General features: G+C 70.0%; 11 protein-coding genes and 1 pseudogene. 7 read left to right on the forward strand and 5 right to left on the reverse strand.

Going from position 1 to position 14,470, the window contains the following annotated elements; translation table 11 throughout:
- Positions 1-174: 174 nt before the first annotated feature.
- On the reverse strand, positions 175-1,509 hold the full coding sequence (locus tag DEW08_RS24210; protein WP_109332024.1) for a phenylacetate--CoA ligase family protein: 1,335 nt from the start codon (positions 1,507-1,509) through the stop codon (positions 175-177).
- 41 nt (positions 1,510-1,550) lie between these two features.
- Entirely contained in the window at positions 1,551-1,745 is a 195-nt protein-coding gene (locus tag DEW08_RS24215; protein WP_109332027.1) for a hypothetical protein, read from the reverse strand.
- Positions 1,746-2,162: 417 nt separating this feature from the next.
- Between DEW08_RS24215 and DEW08_RS24220 the strand changes: the two genes are divergently transcribed.
- From DEW08_RS24220 to DEW08_RS24250, 7 genes are read left to right on the forward strand one after another with little or no spacing between them, the layout of a single operon-like run.
- Positions 2,163-3,293, forward strand: a complete 1,131-nt coding sequence (locus DEW08_RS24220; RefSeq protein ID WP_109332399.1) for an ABC transporter substrate-binding protein — start codon at positions 2,163-2,165, stop codon at positions 3,291-3,293.
- Positions 3,294-3,340: 47 nt separating this feature from the next.
- Complete coding sequence (locus DEW08_RS24225; protein ID WP_109332028.1) at positions 3,341-4,528, forward strand: ABC transporter substrate-binding protein; 1,188 nt, start codon at positions 3,341-3,343, stop codon at positions 4,526-4,528.
- A 40-nt stretch (positions 4,529-4,568) separates the two neighbouring features.
- Positions 4,569-6,407, forward strand: coding sequence for an ABC transporter permease (locus DEW08_RS24230; protein ID WP_109332029.1), 1,839 nt, complete (start codon positions 4,569-4,571; stop codon positions 6,405-6,407).
- A 7-nt stretch (positions 6,408-6,414) separates the two neighbouring features.
- Entirely contained in the window at positions 6,415-7,314 is a 900-nt protein-coding gene (locus DEW08_RS24235; RefSeq protein WP_109332030.1) for an ABC transporter ATP-binding protein, read from the forward strand.
- A gap of 15 nt (positions 7,315-7,329) precedes the next feature.
- A complete protein-coding gene (locus DEW08_RS24240) occupies positions 7,330-8,091 on the forward strand; it encodes an ABC transporter ATP-binding protein (protein ID WP_109332031.1) in 762 nt (253 codons plus the stop codon).
- Positions 8,088-9,545, forward strand: coding sequence for an NAD(P)-binding domain-containing protein (locus tag DEW08_RS24245; RefSeq protein WP_109332032.1), 1,458 nt, complete (start codon positions 8,088-8,090; stop codon positions 9,543-9,545). The genes DEW08_RS24240 and DEW08_RS24245 overlap by 4 nt, the downstream gene beginning before the upstream one ends.
- Positions 9,542-10,624 (forward strand): CMD domain-containing protein, encoded by a 1,083-nt coding sequence (locus DEW08_RS24250; RefSeq protein ID WP_109332038.1) that lies wholly within the window; start codon positions 9,542-9,544, stop codon positions 10,622-10,624. Before DEW08_RS24245 ends, DEW08_RS24250 begins: the two co-directional genes overlap by 4 nt.
- A 214-nt stretch (positions 10,625-10,838) precedes the next feature.
- Here the strand turns inward: DEW08_RS24250 and ribD are convergent, their stop codons facing one another.
- From ribD to DEW08_RS24265, 3 genes and pseudogenes are all read right to left on the reverse strand, one after another.
- The gene (gene ribD / locus DEW08_RS24255; RefSeq protein ID WP_245986956.1) at positions 10,839-11,975 is read right to left on the reverse strand and encodes a bifunctional diaminohydroxyphosphoribosylaminopyrimidine deaminase/5-amino-6-(5-phosphoribosylamino)uracil reductase RibD; all 1,137 of its coding nucleotides are present in this window, start codon (positions 11,973-11,975) and stop codon (positions 10,839-10,841) included.
- A 105-nt stretch (positions 11,976-12,080) separates the two neighbouring features.
- On the reverse strand, positions 12,081-13,784 hold the full coding sequence (locus tag DEW08_RS24260; RefSeq protein WP_109332050.1) for a WD40 repeat domain-containing protein: 1,704 nt from the start codon (positions 13,782-13,784) through the stop codon (positions 12,081-12,083).
- 46 nt (positions 13,785-13,830) lie between these two features.
- A pseudogene (locus DEW08_RS24265) lies at positions 13,831-14,456 on the reverse strand (GTP cyclohydrolase II).
- Positions 14,457-14,470: the final 14 nt, after the last annotated feature.

Here is a 14,470-nt window from a genome sequence, read left to right on the forward strand (position 1 = left end):
TCCGAGCCACCCGGCCCCGGCGGTCCTCCGGCGTCCGGGTTCAGGCGGCAATGCCGGAGTGTGCCGCCGCAAGGGCGGGGGCCCCTGTGCCGGCTCGTTCGGCAACCGGGCCGTCGGGGTGGCGACGGGAAGATGGGTGTCCGGCATGGGAGCGGTCTCCGTCGAAGAAGGGGATTACGACCACACATGCTGGCGGCGGTCGTCGATCCGCTTGGCCTTGTGGACGGCGCGGGGCAGGGTGCCGGGGGCGAGCAGGGCGACCTCCGCTCCGACGCCGGTGGCGGCCTTCAACTGGCGGCGCAGGCGGCTCCGCAGGTCGTGGACATCGCCGTTGAAGCCCTGGGTGTGCTCCACCTCGACCGTCAGGCGGTCCAGCCGCTCGACCCGCTCCAGCACCAGCCGGTATTCGCCGGTCAGCGCCGGGTCCTGGCGCACCACCGCCTCCACGTCGCCGGGAAACAGGTTGACGCCCTTGACGATCAGCATGTCGTCGAGCCGCCCATGCACCCCCTTGAGCCGCAGCGAGGTGCGGCCGCAGCGGCAGGGCTCCGTCGTCACCGACACCACGTCGCCGGTGCGGAAGCGGATGATCGGGCGGGCGCGCTTGCGCAGCGTGGTCAGCACCAGCTCGCCGCGTTCGCCCTCGGGTACGGGCTCCAGGGTCTCGGGGTCGAGCACCTCGACCAGGATATGATCCTCGGCCCAGTGCAGCCCGTCCTTCTCCACGCACATGCCGGCGCAGGAGCCGAAGATGTCGGACAGGCCGTAATAGTCGTAGACCTCCGCCCCCCACAGCGCCTCGATCCGCTCCCGCGTCTCGGGGATGGAGCCGCCGGGCTCGCCCGCCACGAACAGGCGGCGGACGGCGAGGTCGCGGGCCGGGTCGACGCCCTCGCGCTGGGCGGTCTCGCCCAGGTGCCAGGCATAGGACGGCGTGGTCCACAGCGCGGTCGCCCGGAACTGTCCCAGCACCGCCAGCAGCCGTTCCGATGGCAACGTCCCGGCATGGATGCTGAGCGCCCCCAGCTTCTGCGCGCCCAGCACGCAGGGGCCGCCGACGAACAGCGAGAAGTTCAGCGCATGGGCGTAGCGGTCGGTCGGGCGCAGGCCGCTCGACCAGAACTGCCGCGCCTCATAGTCGATCCACTCCTCGAAGTCCTTCGCGGTGAAGGGCGAGGCGGTCGGCACCCCGGTCGATCCGCTGGAGGCGGAGATGTAGACGATCTCCCGTTCAGGCACGGCAACGAGGTCGCCGAAGGGCGGCACCGCGATCTGGCGGTCGCGGATGGTCGCCTTGTCCAGGAAGGGAAAGCGCCGCAGGTCGTCCAGCGTGCGCAAGTCCTCGGGCGACACGCCCTGCGCGTCGAAGGCGGCGCGGTAGTAGGGCGAGCCGTCATAGGCGTGCCGGAGATGATCCTTCAGCAGATCAAGCTGCAGTTGCCGCCAGTCGGCGCGGCTCTGGGTCTCCAGCCCGGGGTGCCAGTAAGCGTCATGGTCCTGAACCGCCACGGTTTCTGTTCCTTCGAGAATGAGGGCGGCCGGTGGCGCGGTCAGGCCAGCGCCGCCAGCGATACCAGGAGAAGGGCCGCGAAGATGCCGACGCCGAGGGGGAGGGGCCTGCGGCCCGCGGCAGCATCGGCCGGGGCCGCGGCCGTCCCGTCGGGCGGCAACAGCGGCAGCATCAGCGCGCCGGACGGACCGAGCGATGCCATGACCATGCGGTCGAAGTCATCCGAACCTTGCATGTCTGTTCTCCTGGTGAGGGGAGGAGGCCGCGAGGCGCCGCCGGACAGCTCCGGCGCGAAAAACACTTAAAAGATGTTCAATTCTCTTATTTCCATATAGGAAAATAGGAAATGACCGCGGCGTCAAGCGCCAGCTTTCGCGATAGCCAGTGTTTTTTGGGGCAGGAGCATCGCTGCAGGGACGAGCGTGCCGGACGATCCTGCCTATTTCACCAAGATTGATCGCTAAAAATTTAATCATAACACTATATTTACAGTAGGGAAAAAGCATGCCTATGCTCAAGCCGCTTTGTGATTGAGCAGGGGAGTCGAGGCATGCCGTTCCATCCGTTCCGCAACCGTGCCGCCAGCCGTACCGCCCGGCCCGATCTGCACGGGCCGCGGCGTTTCGGTCCGTGGCGGGCGCTGGCTGGTGCCATGGCGCTGGCTTGCGCCGTGATGGCCGGAACCGGTCCGGCGCTGGCCGGGGCGTCCGGCGAGCCGCTGTGGATCGGTGTCAGCGGGCCGCTGACCGGCCCCAGCGCCCAGTATGGCGCGCAGTGGAAGAAGGGCTTCGACCTTGCGCTCGACCAGATCAACGGTAGCGGAGGTGTGAAAGGCCGTCCCCTGCGCTACGTGTTCGAGGACAGCCAGAACGACCCGCGCCAGTCCATCGCCATTGCGCAGAAGTTCGTTTCCGATCCGAAGATTGTGATCGAGCTGGGCGACTTCTCCAGCCCGGCCTCCATGGCCGCCTCGCCGATCTATCAGCGGGCAGGGCTGGTGCAGTTCGGCTTCACCAACTCCCATCCCGATTTCACGAAGGGCGGCGATTTCATCTGGAGCAACTCCATCAGTCAGGCGGAGGAGCAGCCGAACGTCGCCGATTTCGCGGTGACCTCGCTGAAGCTGAAGCGGCTGGCGGTGCTGCACCTCAACACCGACTGGGGCCGCACCAGCAAGGACCTGTTCGTCAAGGCGGCGAGGGAGCGCGGCGCCGAGGTGGTCGCCACCGAAGGCTATCTGCCGGAGGAAAAGGACTTCCGCTCCACCCTGGTGCGGGTGCGCGAGGCCAATCCCGACGGCATCATCCTGATTTCCTACTATGCCGACGGGGCGGCAATCGCCCGGCAATTGAAGCCGGTGGGACTGACCCAGCCCGTCGTCGCAGTGGGATCGGTCTATTCGCCGAAGTTCCTGGAGCTGGGCGGCGAGGCAGTCAACGGCATCCATACCCGCGCCAATTTCTTCCCCGCCGAACCGCGGCCGGAGGTGCAGGGCTTCGTCGCCGCCTACCGCGCCAGATACAACGAGGAGCCGGACGCCTTCGCCGCCTACGCCTATGACGCGGTTCTGGTGGCGCACAAGGTGATCGAGGCCGGCGGGACCGACCGCACCGCGATCCGCGACGCCTTCGCCCGCGTCAAGGACATCCCCAGCGTCATCTTCGGCAAGGCGACCTTCGATCCCGCAACCCGCCGGGTGTCCGGCGTGCGCAACGTCAAGCTGGTGGTCAAGGACGGCGCCTTCGCCCTGTGGGACGGCAGCCTTCCGGCCGTCAGCAACTGATCCGCATTCCAGAGTCCGCCCGAATTCCAGAGCTTGAAAGCCATCCCATGCTTGCACTGCTTGTCCGTTCCGCCGCACTCGTCACCGGCACTCTTGCCCTCCTGTCGGCGCTCGGCGTCGCCCAGCCGGCTTTCTCGCAGGGACAGCCCGCCGATCCGGCGAAGGAGCCCGTCGTCCTCGGCGTCAGCGGGCCGCTGACCGGACCCTATGCCCAGTATGGCGCGCAGTGGCAGCGCGGCTTCGATCTGGCGCTGGAGGAGGTCAATGCCGCCGGCGGCATCCAGGGACGCCCGCTGCGCATCCAGTTCGAGGACAGCCAGAGCGATCCCAAGCAGACCGTCGCCATCGCCCGCAAGTTCGTTGCCGACAGCCGCATCGTCGCCGAACTGGGCGACTTCACCAGCGCGGCCTCCATGGCGGCCTCGCCGATCTACCAGACTGGCGGGCTGGTGCAGTTCGGCTTCACCAACTCCCACCCCGACTTCACCAGGGGCGGCGACTTCATCTGGAGCAACGCGCTCAATCAGGCAGAGGAGATGCCGGTCCTGGCCGATTACGCGGTGACGGCGCTGGGGCTGAAGCGCGTCGCCCTGCTGTTCATCAACAACGACTGGGGCCGCACCAGCAAGGATCTGTTCGCCAAGGCGGCGAAGGAGAGTGGGGCCGAGGTGGTCGGCGCCGAAGGCTATCTGGCCGACGAGAAGGATTTCCGCTCCGCCCTGGTGCGCGTGCGCGACACCCGGCCGGACGGCATCGTCCTGGTCTCCTACTATGCCGACGGCGCCCAGATCGCTCGCCAGCTCCGCGAGGCCGGGCTGACCCAGCCGGTGGTGGCCGCCGGATCGGTCTACTCGCCGAAGTTCCTGGAGCTCGGCGGCGCGGCGGTGGAGGGCGTCCATACCACGACCCCCTTCTTCCCCGGCGACCCGCGCCCGGTCGTGCAGACCTTCGTGAAGGCCTATACCGCCAGGTACGGCGTCGAGCCCGACGCCTATTCCAGCCGCGCCTATGACGCGCTGCTGCTGCTGGCGACCGTGATCCGCCAGAGCGGCACCGACCGCAAGGCCCTGCGCGACGGGCTCGCCACCGTCAAGGATGCGCCGAGCGTCGTCTACGGCACCGTCCGCTTCGACCCGCAGACCCGCCGCGTCGACAAGCCGCTGAACACCCGCCTCGTCGTGAGGAACGGTGCCTTCGCCCTGTGGGAGCCGGCCGCCGTAAAGGCCGCGAACTGACCGGCGGCGTCCCATCATTTCAGCGGAAGGATCGACCATCGTGCTTCCCACCACCCTCGGCCCGTGGCTCGACTACACGATCAACGGGCTGGTCATCGGCAACATCTATGCCCTGCTGGCGGTCGGGCTGGCGCTGATCTTCGGCGTCTCGCACCTGATCAACTTCGCCCATGGGTCGGTCTACATGGTCGGCGCCTATATCGGCTGGCTGTGCGTGACCAAGCTGAACCTGCCGCTGCCCGTCACCTTCCTGGCGGTGGCCGCCGGCTGCGGCCTGCTGGGCGCGGTGATCGAGCGGGTGGGCCTGCGCCCGCTGCGCGATGCGCCGCGGATCGCCCCGCTGCTCGCCACCATCGGCCTGTCGGTGGTGCTGGATCAGGCGGCGCAGCTGCTGTTCAGTCCCGATCCCCGCGCCCTGCCGACCCAGCTTCCGAGCTGGCGCATCGCCATCGGCGGCGGCAGCATCGGCGCGCTCGACCTGCTGATCGCCGGTGTCGGCATGGGCAGTGCGGCACTGCTCTACGGCTTCCTGCGCTTCACCAAGCTCGGCTGGGCGGTGCGGGCGACGGCGCTCGACCGCGATGCCGCGCAGCAGTGCGGCGTCGACGTCGACAAGGTCAACCGCACGGTCTTCGCCATCGCCTCGGCGCTGGGCGGCGTCAGCGGCCTGCTGGTCGGCATGTACTACAACACCATCGACCCCAACATGGGCTTCCAGGCCGGCCTGAAGGGCATCGTCGCCCAGTTGATCGGCGGCGTCGGCAACGTGCCGGGGGCCATCGCCGGCAGCCTGCTGCTGGGGGTGATCGAGAGCTACGGCATCGCGCTGTTCGGCACCAGCTACCGCAACCTGTTCGCCTTCGTGGCACTGATCCTGATCCTGGTGCTGCGGCCGAACGGCCTGTTCGCGCGGACCCGCCGCCTGCCGCCGGAGCCGCTGACCGGCACCTTCATCGCTCCCAGCCGGCCGCTCGTGCTGCCGCGTTGGGCGGTGTGGGGGCTGGCCGCCGTGGCGCTGGCCCTGCCGCTGGCGGTGCAGCAGCCCTACCTGCTGCAGACGCTCGGCAACGCCTGGCTCTATGCCCTGCTGGCGCTCAGCCTGACGCTGGTCGCCGGCACGGTCGGGCAGGTGTCGCTCGGCCATGCCGGGCTGCTCGCCATCGGCGCCTATGCCTCCTCGCTGCTGGCGCTGGATGCCGGGGTGCCGGTGCTCCTGGCGGTGCCGCTGGCCGGGCTGGTGGCGGCGGCGCTGGGCACCGCACTGGTCTATCCGGCCTTCCGGCTGCGCGGCCATTACGTCTCCATCGCCACCCTGGCGGTGGGGGAGATCGTCACGCTGGTCATCCTGAACTGGGAGAGCCTGACCCGCGGCCCGATCGGCGTCACCGGCATCCCGCCGCTGGCGGTTGCGGGCAAGCCGCTGGTCAGCGGCCAGTGGGTCTATTGGGTGCCGCTGGTCATCCTGCTGGCCTTCGCCGCGCTGCAATCCCGCCTGCTGGGCTCGCATCTCGGCCGCACCTTGCGGGCGATCCGCGAGGATGACGTGGCCGCGCGCTCCTATGGCATCGACCTCAACCGCTACAAGGGATTGGCCTTCGCGGTGGCGGGCTTCGTCGCCGGGGTGGGCGGGGCGCTGATGGCGCACTTCTACTCCTACATCAACCACGAGACCTTTCCGGCCCCGGTGTCGATGCTGGCGCTGACCATGGTCATCCTCGGCGGGCTGGGCAATGTCGCCGGTGCGGTGCTGGGGGCGGCGGTGCTGGTCGGGCTGCCCGAGCTGTTCCGCGCCGCGGCCGAGTACCGCATGCTGATCTACGGCGTCGTCCTGCTGCTGCTGATCCGCTTCCGCCCGCAGGGCCTTCTGGGAACGGTGTGAGGACGCCATGGCGAACCAATCCAAAAAGCCACTTCTCGAGATCTCCGGCCTGACCCGCCGCTTCGGCGGCCTGACCGCGGTCAACGGCCTGTCCCTGGCGGTGGGGGAGGGGGAGCTGGTCAGCGTCATCGGCCCGAACGGTGCCGGCAAGACCACCCTGTTCAACCTGATCGCCGGACTCGATACGCCCGACGCCGGTTCGGTCGCCTTCGACGGACGGGACGTCACGGGCTTCACGGCCGAACGGCTGGCCGGGCTGGGGCTGGCCCGCACCTTCCAGCATGGCCGGGTGTTCGGCAATCTCAGCGTGCTCGACAATGTTCTGGTCGGCGCCCACACCCGGCTGCGGGCGGTGCGGCCCGGCGGTCCCCTGGGCGTTCCGGTGCTGGGTCCGCTGGTCGAGCTGGCGCTCGCCCTGATCCGTCCGGCGTCCGTCCGGGCGGAGGAGGAGCGGCTGCGCGCCGAGGCGGCGGAGATCGTCGCGCTGTTCGGCGAGCGGCTGACCCCGCGCCTCGACAAGCCGGCGCACAGCCTGTCCTACGCCAACCGCCGGCGGGTGGAGATCGCCCGCGCGCTCGCCCTGCATCCGCGCCTGCTGCTGCTCGACGAGCCGACCGCCGGCATGAACCCGACCGAGACGGCGGAGATGCTGGAGATCATCCGCGGACTGAAGGCGCGCGGCCTGACCATCCTGCTGATCGAGCACAAGCTGGATCTGGTCATGCAGCTCTCCGACCGGGTGGTGGTGATGGACCACGGCGCCCGCATCGCCGAAGGGCTGCCCGCCGCCGTCGCCCGGGATCCCGCGGTGATCGAGGCCTATCTCGGCCACAAGGCGGTCGGGGCGGCCAACCAGGACGAGGCGGGATACGGGGAAGCCGGCGCCGTCATCCGGGCGGTACAGTAGGGGAGGACCGGAGGAATGACCGACGTCTTGCTGCGGCTCGACCGCGTGAACAGCTTCTACGGACCGGTGCAGGTCCATTTCGACCTGTCGCTGGAGGTGCCGCGCGGGCAGGTCGTCTGCCTGCTGGGCGGCAACGCCAGCGGCAAATCCACCGCGATGAAGGTGATCCTGGGGCTGCTGAAGCCACGCTCCGGGCAGGTGATCTTCGACGGACAGCCGCTGACCGGCCTGACGACGCCGCAGATCGTGCGGCGCGGCATCGGGTCGGTGCCTGAATCCCGGCGCCTGTTCGGCACCATGACCGTGCGGGAGAATGTCCTGATGGGCGCCTACACCCGCGACGACGCGCACGCGGTGGCGGAGGATTACGAGCGTATCCTCGACCTCTTCCCCAAGCTGCGCGAACGCCATGCCCAGCAGGCCGGCACCCTGTCGGGCGGCGAGCAGCAGATGGTGGCGATGGCCCGCGCCCTGATGGGCCGCCCGCGCCTGATCGTGATGGACGAGCCGACCATGGGCCTGTCGCCGCTGCATGTCGACCGGGTGCTGGAGATGATCCGGACCATCAACCGGCAGGGCGTCAGCGTCTTCATGGTGGAGCAGAACGCCAGCCTCGCCCTGCAGATCGCCCACCGCGGCTATGTGCTGCAGACCGGCCGCATCGTGCTGTCCGGCCCGGCCGCCGACCTCGCCCGCGACCCGCAGATCCGAGACGCCTATCTGGGCGGCGCGCAGGCGGCCCGACGCCGCAACTCCGACAGGACCCTCCTTCAATGACCACGGATACCCCCGACGTGCCCGCGACCGATCCCGGCCCCCGCTCGCTGGAGGAGCTGGAAGCCCGGCTCGCCCGCGATCTCGACCTTCTCACCCTGCCGCCGGCCGACTGGGTGCCGCCGCGCGACGGCATGCTCGACGTCGCCATCGTCGGGGCGGGCATGGCCGGGCTGACCGCCGCCTTCGCCCTGCGCAAGGTCGGCATCTCCAACATCCGGCTGTTCGACCGCGCGCCGGCCGGCCGCGAGGGTCCCTGGGCGACCTATGCCCGGATGGAGACGCTGCGCTCGCCCAAGACGCTGACCGGCCCGGCGCTTGGCTTCGCCAACCTGACCTTCCGCGCCTGGTACGAGGCGCAGTTCGGCCGGACCGCCTGGGACGCGCTGCACCGCATTCCGCGCCTGCAATGGCTCGATTACCTGACCTGGTACCGGCGCGTCACCAACCCGCCGGTGCTCAACGACACCGCCCTGACCTCCCTTTCCGGCGACGGCGACGGGGTGGCCCTCCGGTTTGCCGGACCGGAGGGGCTGCAGCGGGTGCGGGCGCGCCGGGTGATCCTGGCCAACGGGCGCGACGGGCTGGGCGGAGCCTACATCCCGCCCCTCTGGCGGGGGATCGACAAGCGCTTCTGGGCCCACGCGCACGAGCCGGTGGACTTCGCCCGGCTGGCGGGCAGGACGGTCGCCGTGCTCGGCGCCGGGGCCGGCGCGGTGGACAATGCGGCGGAGGCGCTGGAGGCCGGGGCGGCCAGGGTCTACATGCTGGTGCGCCGGCCGAAGCTGCCGCGCATCAACAAGGGGCTGGGCGCCGGCCATCCCGGCATGGTGCTCGGCTTCCACAGCCTGTCGGACGAGCGGCGCTGGGCCTACAACCAGTATATCGCCGACACCGGCGTGCCGGCGCCGCACAACTCCATGCTGCGCTGCTCGCGCCATCCCAACTTCGCGCTCCTCACCGACTGCGCCGTCGAAGCGGCGGAGGCCGAGGGGGAGGACGGCCGGCTGTCGCTGCGCACCAGCCGCGGCGCCGTGACGGTCGATTACGTCATCCTCGCCACCGGCTTCGCCGTCGACTGGGCGCAGCGTCCGGAGCTGGCGGAGATCGCCCGCCACGCCCTGCTGTGGCGCGACCGCTATGTCCTGCCCGGCAAGGAGGGCAGCGACTTCGCCCTGCACCCCTATCTCGGACCCGATTTCGAATTCCTGGAGCGCACGCCGGGCGAGGCGCCCTGGCTCAGCCGCATCCATGCCTTCAACTACGCCGCGGTGCTGAGCCACGGCAAGGTGACCGGCGACATCCCCGGAATCAGCGCCGGGGCGGAGCGTCTGGCCGACAGCATCACGGCGGCGCTCTTCACCGAGGATTACGACCATCACTGGCAGCGGCTGCTCGATTTCGAGACGCCGGAACTGCTGGGCGACGAATGGACCGAAGCGGAGGATTTCCGATGACCGCCACCACCATCGCCAGCGCTGCCGCCGCGCTCGCCCCCGACCTGATCGACCGGCTGGCGGTGCCGGCTGCGGCCTCCCCGCTGTTCGAGTTGCGGGGCCGCCGGGCCGAGGTCCGTGCCCGCACCCAGGCCGCTCATGATGCGCTGCTCGCGCCGCGGCATCCCGGCCGCCTCCCCGCCGCCGAGCGCGCCGCGGTGGCGGAGCGCATCGCCGCCCTCGCCGGAAACGAGGCGCTTGCCGGCCATTACCGGGGGCTTTCCGGCGGCGCGGCTGCCCGCCCGGCCCTGATCGCCCATGCGGAGCGGGTGACCCTCTCCCCCCGCGACTCCCGGCCGGAGCATCTGCGCGCGCTGGAGGCGGCGGGGCTGGACGCCCATGCCATCGTCGCGCTGTCGCAGTTGATCGCGCTGGTGAACTACCAGGTCCGGCTGCTGGCCGGATTGCGCGGGCTGGCCGGCGAGGCCGGCGATGCGGCGGAACCGCCATTTCGGGGGCCGCCGGTTCCCGCCGATGCGGCGATCGGCTTCACCACCGATGTGCTGGACTGGAAGCCCTGGCTGCCGCCGGTGGTTCTGGACGAGGCCGGCGAGGAGCAGCGCCTTGCCCTGGCGGTGACGCCGTCGAATACGGCGATCGGCGCCTATTCCCTGGTACTGGCGCACGAACCGGAATCGCTTCTCCACCGCACGCCGCTGTTCAACGGCATCATGTATGCACCGCGCGGCCTGCCGCGGGCGGAGCGCGAACTGGCGACCGCCGTCGAGTCGGTGCTGAACGGCTGCGTCTATTGCGCCTCCGTCCATGCCCGCCGCTACGTCGAACTCACCGGCGCCCGGGACGGGATCGAGGCGCTCTTCGCGCAGGGAATCGGCGGCCTGGGCGAAAGGCGCCAGCAGGCCATCGCCGTTGCCGCCGCCCGCCTGACAGCAACGCCCGCTTTCCTGGCGGCGGAGGATGTCACGATTCTCCGCCGGGCAGGATTGGACGATGGCGAGATCCTCGACCTCGTACTGGCCGTTGCGATCTTCGCCTGGGCGAACCGCCTGATGCTGAGCCTGGGAGAAGCCGTGCGCTGATCGGCGTCGTGCCGCTGCCCGACGGCCGCCGGCGATCTCGGGGCCTGATGGCTGCATGGCGCCGCGGCCGGATCACGAAAAGCCCGCCTCCGAACGGGAGCGCGGGCTTTTCGCCGTTCAGGATCGCCCCCTGTCGGAATCACCCCCGTCGGAATCGCTCTCGTCGGACTCCGCCACGGTCAGGGCAGCGCGGCTCGGCCCCCGGGCGAGCGCTTCATGCCCCAGGCTGTTGCCGCGGGCGAAGAACGAGACGCACATCCTCCCCGCAGGACCGGATGTCCCGCACGTCGAACCGGGTTGCCTGCCCCAGGTCCCGCAAGGGCGGCATCCTCATCAACGGCAGCGCCGTATCTCCGAGGATCGACGGCGCCAGATACAAGAGCAGTTCGTCGACCAGCCCCGCCGCGACCAGCGCGCCGCCAAGCACCGCCCCGGCCTCGACCAGCACCTCGTGAAGGTTCCGGCGCCCCAGCTCCGCCATCAGCAGCGCCAGATCCAGGTGGCCGTTGCGGGCGGGGATGGCCAGGCGTTCGACCGCCCGGTCCAAATCCGACGGCATGTCCGGGCCGGCCTGATGGACGAGCAGCGTCGGCGCCGACCCGTCCAGCACTCTGGCTTCCCGGGGCACCGTCCGGCGCCCGTCGAGGACGACGCGGACCGGCGGGACGAACTCCACGGCATCCGTCATCCGCACCGTCAGGCGCGGGTCGTCCGCCAGGACCGTGCCGCTGCCCGTCAGGATGGCGGAGCTGCGGGCCCGCCAGCGCTGGACGTCGGCCCGCGCCTCCGGGCCGGTGATCCACTGCGACCGGCCGTCCGCCAGCGCCGTCCGCCCGTCCAGGCTGGCGCCGAACTTGAGACGCACCCATGGCCGCCCGCGCTCCGCGTTGACGAGGAAGCCGATGTTCAACTCGCGCGCCCGCTCCCGTCCGAGCCCGACCGAAACCTCCACGCCGGCTTCGCGGAGCGCCCTGATGCCGCGGCCGTTCACCTTGGCGAAGGGATCCTCGTGCGCGATCACCACGCGGCGGATGCCGGCTTCCACCAGCGCGCTCCAGCAGGGGGGAGTCCGCCCGTGATGGGCACAGGGTTCGAGCGTCACATAGGCGGTTGCGCCGCGGGCACGCGCCCCCGCCTGACGAAGGGCGTGCACCTCGGCATGCGGCTCGCCGGCACGATGGTGCCACCCCTCGCCCACCACCTCGGCATCGTGGGCGATGACGCAGCCGACCACCGGGTTCGGCTTCGTGGTGTAGCGACCGCGCTCCGCCAGCAGCAGGGCGCGGTCCATGTGGGCATGGTCTTCAGGTGCATAGGAACGCTGGTCTTCGGCAACCAAACGGCTGTCCATCGGCTGTCTTTCTCCTTTGCTGCCCTGCCCGCCGTTCTTCGGGCCGGCGGGCCGGCGGAGCCTTTCCGGCCCCCGCCCGCCGGCGATGGAACCCGGGTGTCTCGGTCAGTCCGCTGCCCGGACGGCGGCGGCCCCCAGCCCGACATGGTAGAGGTGGCCGTCATAGGAGCTGGCGATGAAGTCGGACGAGACGGGATCGTAGGCGATGCAGGAGATCCCGCTGGTGGTCGGCTTGCGCTCCACCGTCCACTGCCTCTTGTCCAGGTCGAAGACGGCGATGGTCCCGCCATAGCTGCCGGTCGCGATCAGCCGCCTGTCCGGCGAGGCGGCGACGCATTTGACCGAGTGGCGGTGCGGCGTCTCGTAGGCCTCGGCGGACTGGTCCCGCCACAGGCGCAGCTTCAGGTCGCGGCCGACGCTGGCGAACCCGTCGTCGATGGACGTGCAGGCGTTGGAGATGCGGTCGTGCGCGCGGTCGATGTAGGAATGCAGGCTGAAGTCGGAGATCCGGTGGAAGGCCGCAGCGGCCGTCGCGCAGACGCTGAACAGATACTCGTCGTTGGCGGCGATGCCCTTGATGGCGTTGTCGTGCATGCGCACCTCGCCGACCATGCGCGGCGGCCCGGACTCCGGCAGTTCGAAGATCAGCGCCTCGCCGGTATAGGTGCCGATCGCGGCGTGGGGGATGCCGTTCCTGGTGAAGACCGTCCCGCAGTTCAGCGGCGAACGGTGCTGGTGGAGCATCTCGCCCGACACGGCGTCATAGACCTGCCCCATCTGCCCGCCCGTCAGCACGGCATCGCCGAAGGGGAGGAGGAAGTTGCACAGGCTGCCGATCCGGGTGCTCGGCCGGCCGTTGATCAGCAACGTCCCGGCGTCGCCGATCGCATAGGTGTCGGCTCCATGCCGCGCCACCGCGTTTAGGCTGATCGCCGGGGCGATGCCGTCGAGATCCCAGTCCCCCGTGCGGTGGTTCCAGACGGCATAGCTAGACCCGAAGGTCACGAAGGCGATGCGGTCGTCGCCGAGGAAGGCGCAGCTCCGCGGCCAGATGATGCTGGGCAGCGAGCTGGCCGCGAAGCGGACGAGCCGCCCCTCCTCCTGGCGCCAGACGACCACGGAGCGGTCGTAGCTCAGGCTGATCAGCCAGCGCTTGCGGTCGTCCCACACGACGCGCTTGATGCCGGCGGCATGCGCCTGCAGCGCGTGCGTGCCGCCGGCGTCGATGACCGTCAGGCGGCCCTCGTCGTCGCCGGCGAAGATCGTCCCGTCGCTCGCCAGCGCGATGGTGTCGGTCTCGATGCCGCCGAGGTCGATGCGGTCCAGCGCCTCGCCGTCCACGGCGTCCCAGCGGCGGATTGATCCGTCGTCGCTGCTGGAGACCAGGCTGCGGCCGTCCGCCGACCAGCTGATCGAGATGACGTCGGCGGTGTGCCCGCGCAGGACGTGGCGGCACCGGCCGGTGAGATCGAACAGCCGGATGGTGTGATCGCGCGAGCAGGTGGCGACGCTTCGCCCGTCCGGGCTGAAGGCGGCCATCTCCACGTCGTCCTCATGACCGACCAGCGCGGCCTTCAGCCGGAGGCTCGGGACCTCCCAGATCCGTGCCGTGTAGTCGCTGCTCGCGCTGACCAGCAGCCGGCCGTCGGGGCTGAAGGCGCACTGGTTGGCGAGATGGTCGTGGACGACGCGGTTGAGCGGCTGCTTGCTGCGGGCATCCCAGAGGATGACCTGATTGTCGTAGCCGGCCGTGGCGATGAAGGTCTCGCCATGGCAGGCGATGCCGCTGATCGGAGCGACGTGCTTCATGATGGGGCTCCAGGAAATGTCGTCTGGAAGAGGTCGGGGACAGGCGTCAGCCCGGAAGTCTGCCGGGCAGGCCGCCGGGCAGGTTGATCGAGTGGTTCTTCTTCAGCGCCTTGGCATGCAGGTAGTGCCGGTTGTGGCGGGTGAGGAAGACGCCGGTCGGGATCACGCCGTCGACGCGGATCCCCCGCTCGCGCAGGGCGGCGACCTTGTCGGGGTTGTTGGTGATCAGCCGGCAGCGGTCGACCCCCAGCGCCTCCAGCATGGCGGCGGCGTCGGAGAAATCGCGCGCGTCCTCCGGATAGCTCAGCCGGACGTTCGCCTCGAAGGTGTCGATGCCCCGGTCCTGAAGCCGGTAGGCGTCGAGCTTCGCGTAGAGGCCGATGCCGCGGCCCTCCTGCCGCAGATAGAGGAGGAAGCCGCCTTCCTGGCTCAGCCTGTCCAGGGCTTCATGCAGCTGCGGGCCGCAGTCGCAGCGCTCGGACCCGAAGATGTCGCCGGTCAGGCACTCGGAATGGATGCGGACCAGCGGGATACCCCCGGCTTCCTGTCGCCGATCTGGATGGCGACATGTTCGTTGGGAGTGGAAAGCCCGTCGAATGAAATGAACTTGCCGACCTGGCCCGATGCGGCAAGCGGAATCTCCACCGACGACCTGATGCGGAGCTTGGCCATGTCTCTTTCCTCCT

The organism is Azospirillum thermophilum (assembly GCF_003130795.1).
Classification (GTDB): domain Bacteria; phylum Pseudomonadota; class Alphaproteobacteria; order Azospirillales; family Azospirillaceae; genus Azospirillum; species Azospirillum thermophilum.

Bases quoted from the DNA above. Each gene is read 5' to 3' on its own strand.
- DEW08_RS24235 (WP_109332030.1), top strand. From the start codon at position 6,415: ATGGCGAACCAATCCAAAAAGCCACTTCTCGAGATCTCCGGCCTGACC.
- DEW08_RS24260 (WP_109332050.1), bottom strand. From the start codon at position 13,784: ATGAAGCACGTCGCTCCGATCAGCGGCATCGCCTGCCATGGCGAGACC.
- DEW08_RS24220 (WP_109332399.1), top strand. From the start codon at position 2,163: ATGGCGCTGGCTTGCGCCGTGATGGCCGGAACCGGTCCGGCGCTGGCC.
- DEW08_RS24240 (WP_109332031.1), top strand. From the start codon at position 7,330: ATGACCGACGTCTTGCTGCGGCTCGACCGCGTGAACAGCTTCTACGGA.
- DEW08_RS24215 (WP_109332027.1), bottom strand. From the start codon at position 1,745: ATGCAAGGTTCGGATGACTTCGACCGCATGGTCATGGCATCGCTCGGT.
- DEW08_RS24225 (WP_109332028.1), top strand. From the start codon at position 3,341: ATGCTTGCACTGCTTGTCCGTTCCGCCGCACTCGTCACCGGCACTCTT.
- DEW08_RS24250 (WP_109332038.1), top strand. From the start codon at position 9,542: ATGACCGCCACCACCATCGCCAGCGCTGCCGCCGCGCTCGCCCCCGAC.
- DEW08_RS24245 (WP_109332032.1), top strand. From the start codon at position 8,088: ATGACCACGGATACCCCCGACGTGCCCGCGACCGATCCCGGCCCCCGC.
- ribD (WP_245986956.1), bottom strand. From the start codon at position 11,975: ATGGACAGCCGTTTGGTTGCCGAAGACCAGCGTTCCTATGCACCTGAA.